Below are 3,701 nucleotides of genomic sequence, written 5' to 3' on the forward strand. Positions count from 1 at the left end.
ACTCACTTGAAAAGCAGCCACAAGGCGAAAGTGGAAGAAGCACGCAAGATCACGCTGCAGCGTAAAACCACCAGCACCCTGCGTGTTGCTGGCAGCAAAAGCATCAGCGTTGAAGTCCGCAAAAAGAAAGTTTTCGTACAGCGCAGCCCGGAAGAAATCGAAGCCGAGCGCAAGCGTGAACTGGATGAGCGTCGCGCAGTAGAAAATGCTGCCCGTCAGAAGGCTGAAGAAGAAGCCAAGCAACGCGCCGAAGTAGAAGCGCGTAACCAGCCTGCTGCTGCGCAGAACGCTAATAGCGCCCCTGCTGCTGCGCCGGTTGCCGCTGCCGAACCTGTACGCGAAAGCGCACCGGTCGCTGCCGCTGCTCCAGCGCCGTCTGCTGAAGTTCGCAACAAGCAGAACGAACAGCGCCGTCCGGACAAGCCACGTGCAGACGATAACAATCGTCGCAGCGGTGGCGGTGATGGCGAGCGCAAAAACGCTCCGCATCGCGCCTCGGTCAAAGAAAAAGCGCCGGCTCCACGTGTGGCACCACGCACTACCGACGAAGAAAGCGATGGCTTCCGTCGTGGTGGTCGTGGCAAGGCCAAGCTGAAGAAGCGCAACGCTCACGGTTTCCAGAGCCCAACCGGCCCTGTCGTGCGTGATGTGCAGATCGGCGAGACCATCACTGTTGGCGATCTCGCCAATCAGATGTCGGTCAAGGCTGCTGAAATCATCAAGGTCCTGTTCAAACTGGGTACTCCAGCGACCATCAACCAGGTGCTTGATCAGGAAACTGCTCAACTGGTAGCCGAAGAACTGGGCCACAAAGTGACCCTGGTCAGCGACACCGCCCTGGAAGATTCCCTGGCCGAGTCCCTGAAGTTTGAAGGTGAGTCGTTCTCCCGTGCACCAGTCGTGACCGTAATGGGCCACGTTGACCACGGTAAAACGTCCCTGCTCGACTACATCCGTCGTGCCAAGGTAGCTGCTGGCGAAGCCGGTGGTATCACCCAGCACATCGGTGCATACCACGTTGAAACCGAACGCGGCATGGTCACCTTCCTCGACACCCCGGGTCACGCTGCGTTTACCGCAATGCGTGCTCGTGGTGCCAAGGCGACTGACATCGTGATCCTGGTAGTTGCAGCGGACGACGGCGTGATGCCGCAGACCATTGAAGCTGTTCAGCACGCGGTAGCGGCTGGCGTTCCACTGGTTGTAGCGGTGAACAAAATCGACAAGCCGGGCGCCGATCTGGATCGCATCCGTAGCGAACTGTCGGTTCACGGCGTGACCTCCGAAGAGTGGGGCGGTGATACGCCGTTCGTTCCGGTTTCGGCGAAAGTCGGTACTGGCGTGGACGAGCTGCTGGAAGCAGTTCTGCTGCAAGCTGAAGTTCTCGAACTGAAAGCAACACCATCGGCTCCTGGCCGTGGCGTTGTGGTTGAATCGCGTCTCGACAAAGGTCGTGGCCCGGTTGCAACCGTTCTGGTTCAAGACGGTACCCTGCGTCAAGGCGACATGGTGCTGGTCGGTTCGAACTATGGCCGCGTGCGCGCCATGCTCGACGAGAACGGCAAGCCAATCAAAGAAGCCGGTCCTTCCATCCCTGTCGAGATCCTCGGCCTGGACGGTACCCCGGACGCTGGCGACGAGATGAGCGTTGTTGCTGACGAGAAGAAAGCCCGTGAAGTGGCTCTGTTCCGTCAAGGCAAGTTCCGCGAAGTCAAACTGGCTCGCGCTCACGCCGGCAAGCTGGAAAACATCTTCGAAAACATGGGTCAGGCAGAGAAGAAGACGCTCAACATCGTCCTCAAATCCGACGTCCGTGGTTCGCTGGAAGCGTTGAACGGTGCCTTGAATGGCCTGGGCAACGACGAAGTACAAGTGCGCGTAGTAGGCGGCGGCGTGGGTGGTATCACCGAATCCGACGCTAACCTGGCACTGGCTTCCAACGCTGTTCTGTTCGGCTTCAACGTGCGTGCCGATGCTGGCGCACGGAAGATCGTCGAGCAGGAAGGTCTGGATATGCGTTACTACAACGTGATCTACGACATCATCGAAGACGTCAAGAAAGCCCTGACCGGTATGCTCGGCAGCGATGTTCGCGAGAACATCCTGGGTATCGCCGAAGTGCGTGACGTGTTCCGTTCGCCGAAGTTTGGCGCGATCGCTGGTTGCATGGTGATCGAAGGTGTTGTGCACCGTAACCGTCCAATCCGCGTACTGCGTGAAGACATCGTTATCTTCGAAGGCGAGCTGGAATCCCTGCGCCGCTTCAAGGATGACGCTTCCGAAGTACGTGCCGGCATGGAATGCGGTATCGGCGTTAAGAGCTACAACGACGTTAAAGTCGGCGACAAGATCGAAGTCTTCGAGAAGGTTCAGGTTGCTCGCAGCCTCTAACTCGCGCACTTCAGGAGCCGTGATGGCCGGCCGCACTCAAGGGTGTGGCGCATCACAAGGACTCTAAACGCAACGCCCGGTCTGGCATTTGTCAGGCCGGGCGTTTGCCGCTTTCAGACCTTGCGGGTTTCACCGCAGGGCAGTAACAGGTAACAAAATCATGGCAAAAGAATACAGCCGTACCCAACGTATCGGCGATCAGATGCAGCGCGAGCTGGCCCAACTGATCCGTCGTGAAGTCAAAGATCCACGTGTGGGTCTGGTCACCATTACCGCTGTTGAAGTCAGCCGTGACGTCGGTCACGCGAAGATTTTCATCACCGTAATGGGGCAGGACAACGCTGAAGACATCGCGCAAAGCATCAAGGTGCTGAATGCCGCCGCAGGTTTCCTGCGCATGCAACTGGCCCGTGAAATGAAGCTGCGCAGCGTGCCGCAACTGCACTTCCACTACGACGAATCCGTCGTGCGTGGCGCGCATTTGTCAGCGCTGATCGAGCGTGCCGTTGCTGAAGACAATCAGCACCCGGTCGCTGCTGAACCTGAAGACACCAAGGAGTAATTCGGTGGCTCAGGTCAAACGTATCCGTCGTAACGTCAGCGGCATTATCCTGCTCGACAAGCCGTTGGGGTTCACCTCCAACGCCGCGTTGCAGAAGGTTCGCTGGTTGCTCAACGCCGAGAAGGCCGGTCACACCGGCAGCCTCGATCCGCTGGCCACCGGCGTCTTGCCGTTGTGCTTTGGCGAGGCGACCAAGTTCTCGCAGTACCTGCTCGATTCCGACAAGGCCTATGAAACCCTGGCGCAGCTGGGCAAGACCACCACCACGGCCGATGCCGAGGGTGAGGTTTTGCAGGAGCGTCCGGTGACCGTTGGTCGCACCGATGTCGAAGCGGCATTGCCGAAATTTCGTGGGCAAATCAGTCAGATACCGCCGATGTACTCGGCGCTCAAGCGCGATGGCCAGCCGCTGTACAAGCTGGCGCGTGCAGGCGAAGTAGTGGAGCGCGAACCGCGTTCTGTTACTATTGCGCGCTTGGAATTACTGGCCTTCGAAGGCGATACTGCGCGTCTTGCGGTGGATTGCAGCAAGGGCACCTATATCCGCACCCTGGTGGAGGATATCGGTGAGCAACTCGGTTGTGGTGCGTACGTCGCTGAATTGCGCCGTACCCAGGCCGGGCCTTTCACCCTGGCGCAGACCGTGACCCTCGAAGAGCTGGAAGATAGATCGGAAGAGCGTCTGGTAGGGAAAGAGTTTAAGGTCTTGTGTAGATCTCGCTGGTACGCGTTAAAGTACGATCCCGCG

At 58.5% G+C, this 3,701-nt stretch carries 3 protein-coding genes; all 3 read left to right on the forward strand.

Annotated elements, in window-relative coordinates; genetic code table 11:
• The coding region (infB, locus tag ACIOMO_RS22160) for a translation initiation factor IF-2 (protein WP_401243591.1) at positions 1–2,391 on the forward strand (2,391 nt) is incomplete at its 5' end.
• Between the two features lie 160 nt (positions 2,392–2,551).
• Positions 2,552–2,953, forward strand: coding sequence for a 30S ribosome-binding factor RbfA (rbfA, locus tag ACIOMO_RS22165; RefSeq protein ID WP_007915259.1), 402 nt, complete (start codon positions 2,552–2,554; stop codon positions 2,951–2,953).
• A gap of 4 nt (positions 2,954–2,957) precedes the next feature.
• Positions 2,958–3,701: tRNA pseudouridine(55) synthase TruB (truB, locus tag ACIOMO_RS22170; protein ID WP_401243593.1), on the forward strand; the 744-nt coding region annotated here is incomplete at its 3' end.

The sequence above is a fragment of the Pseudomonas sp. NPDC087804 genome (assembly GCF_044742965.1).
Classification (GTDB): Bacteria; Pseudomonadota; Gammaproteobacteria; order Pseudomonadales; family Pseudomonadaceae; genus Aquipseudomonas; species Aquipseudomonas rustica.